Source organism: Streptomyces sp. SID486 (genome assembly GCF_009865385.1).
GTDB lineage: Bacteria > Actinomycetota > Actinomycetes > Streptomycetales > Streptomycetaceae > Streptomyces.
The window spans coordinates 1-2,763 of the sequence record NZ_WWJT01000037.1; the positions used below are offsets into that span (position 1 = coordinate 1).

General features: G+C 71.8%; 2 protein-coding genes. Both read left to right on the forward strand.

Annotated features, from left to right (window positions below; genetic code table 11):
• A partial coding sequence (locus GT045_RS01825) for an IucA/IucC family protein (protein ID WP_161333073.1) occupies positions 1-1,636 on the forward strand: 1,636 nt, incomplete at its 5' end.
• A gap of 211 nt (positions 1,637-1,847) precedes the next feature.
• On the forward strand, positions 1,848-2,618 hold the full coding sequence (locus GT045_RS01830) for a GNAT family N-acetyltransferase (protein WP_161333074.1): 771 nt from the start codon (positions 1,848-1,850) through the stop codon (positions 2,616-2,618).
• The last annotated feature ends 145 nt before the right edge of the window (positions 2,619-2,763 follow it).

The following is a 2,763-nucleotide window of genomic DNA, read 5'->3' on the forward strand; positions in this document are numbered from 1 at the left end:
CGTCCCCACTGCCGGCCAGGCCACCACCGCCGACCGCGTCCCCTCCGCCGGCCATGCCACCGCCGCCGGCCACGTCCCCACCGCCGGCCTCGCCCCCGTCGTCCCCGGCACCCGTACCGACACCCGCACCGGCGACGGTGTCGGTGTCGGCGTCGGCGTCGGCGACCGCGGTGGTCTCGTCGCCGCGGTGGCCGACTCCGTCCGCCGCACGGCGGAGTTCATCCGCCACCGGCGCGAACACCCTGCCGACGGCAACGCCGACCTCTTCCTCGACGCCGAACAGGCCCTCCTCCTCGGGCACCCGCTGCACCCGTCGCCGAAGAGCCGGGAAGGTCTGACCGAGACCGAAGCCGACCGGTACTCACCCGAGTCACGCGGTTCCTTCCCCCTGCACTGGCTGGCCGTCGCCCCCGATCTCCTCGCGGCCGACTCGGCCTGGACCGAGCGCGGCCGTACCGTACCCCCGGACCACATCGTCCGACGCCTTGCCGGAACCGACCTGCCCCTGCCCGACGGCTACACCGCCCTTCCGCTGCACCCCTGGCAGGCACGCGAGGTACGGCACCGGGACTCCGTCGCCGCGCTGCTCGACTCCGGACTCCTTCTTGACCTCGGCACCCTCGGCGCCCCCTGGCACCCCACCTCCTCCGTGCGAACCGTCCACCGGTCCGGGGCCCCGGCGATGCTCAAGCTCTCGCTGGCCCTGCGCATCACCAACTCCCGCCGCGAGAACCTGCGCAAGGAACTCCACCGCGGAGTCGAGGTGCACCGGCTGCTGCGTACCGGTCTGGCCAGGCAGTGGCAGGCGGTACACCCGTGCTTCGACATCGTCCGCGACCCGGCCTGGCTCGCGGTCGACGATCCCGACGGCCGGCCCGTGCCGGGACTCGACGTGATGATCAGGCACAACCCGTTCACCCCGTCCGACGACGTCGGCTGCGTCGCCGGACTCCTCTCGCCCCACCCCGGTGCCGCTCGCCCGGCCAAGGTCCCACCGGGCCACCGTCCTTGGCCGATGCGGTCCCGTCTGGCCCAGCTTTTGGCACACCTGGCGGCACGCACCGGCCGGCCCGTCGGCGCCGTCGCCACGGAGTGGTTCCTGCGCTATCTGGAACACGTCGTCCGGCCCGTTCTCTGGCTGGACGGCGAGGCCGGGATCGCCCTCGAAGCCCACCACCAGAACACCCTGCTCCTGCTGGACCGCGACGGCTGGCCCGCCGGTGCCCGTTACCGTGACAACCAGGGCTACTACTTCCGCGAGTCCCGGCGCGCCGAACTGGACGCCCGGCTGCCCGGCATCGGCGAGCGCAGCGACACGTTCGTCTCCGACGAGGTGGCCGACGAACGCTTCGCCTACTACCTGGCGGTCAACAACGTCTTCGGACTGATCGGCGCCCTCGGCTCGCAGCGCCTCGCCGACGAGCGTCTGCTCCTCGCGGCCTTCCGCCGCTTCCTGACGACCCTGTCCTCCGGATCCGCTCCACTGCGCACCTCCCTGCCCGGCCGTCTGCTCGACTCACCGGTGCTGCGGTGCAAGGCCAACCTGCTGACCCGGCTGCACGGCCTCGACGAACTCGTCGGTCCGGTCGACACCCAGTCCGTCTACGTCACCATCGCCAACCCCCTTCGCTCCTGAGCGCCGTACCTCTCCCTGCCCCACCGCTGCCGCCCTGGGCCATCACGAGCCTGACCGGCTTTCCCGCACCTCCGCTCACCCGCAACCCGCTCACTCGTCACATCCGCTCGCCCGCACCCCCCCGCTCGCCCGCCCCCCGCTCACCCGCACCTCCGCTCATCCGCCACATCCGAGGAACACGACCCATCTCGTTTCCTGAGAGGAGCGCACCGTGCCTTCCACCGACGCGACCGCCGAAGCCGGCCCCGCCCCTGCCCGCCAGGACAGTGCCGGCCCCCGAGCGGATGCCACGGATCCCCGGCCCTCTCCGTTCGGCCGGTTCACCGTCGAGGACGACGACCCGGACGGCGAGGACACACTGGACCTGCAACTGCCGGACGACTTCCTCGCCCTCCGAGCCGGGGCGACGGCCGACCTGCTCGGACGACTCGCCACCTGGGGCCCGGTCGCGACCCCTGTCGGCTCGTTCCAGCTGGTTCCCCTACGCGTCGACCAGGATCTGCCGCTCGTCCACCGCTGGATGAACGACCCCGCCGTCGCGGACTTCTGGGGGCTGGCCGGACCCCGGAAGAGGACCGAGGACCATCTACGGGCGCAGCTCCATGGCGACGGGCGCTGCACGCCGTGTCTCGGTGTCCTCGACGGCATCCCTATGAGCTATTGGGAGATCTACCGGGCGGACCTGGATCCGCTGGCCCGCCACTATCCGGCCCGGCCGCACGACACCGGCATCCACCTCCTCTTCGGTGAAGCCGCCGACCGTGGGCGAGGGCGGGGATCCGCCCTGCTGCGAGCCGTGGCCGACCTGATCCTCGACCGGCGTCCCACCTGCGCACGAGTGGTGGCAGAACCCGATCTCCGTAACACCCCCTCCGTCGCCGCGTTCCTGAGCGCCGGCTTTCGGTTCGCGGCCGAGGTCGACCTGCCCGACAAGCGGGCCGCCCTCATGATCCGGGACCGAGTCCTGCGCGATGTGTTGTAGCTCCATGTGTTCGAGCGCTCACCATGAGATACGAACGGCGGGTCCATGGTGTTCCCGACTCGAAGAAAAAACTTCGCCCCCGGCACCTCGCACCGCCGCATCAACCTGTCCCGTTACCCCGTCCCACCGCCCCGTCCCACCGCCC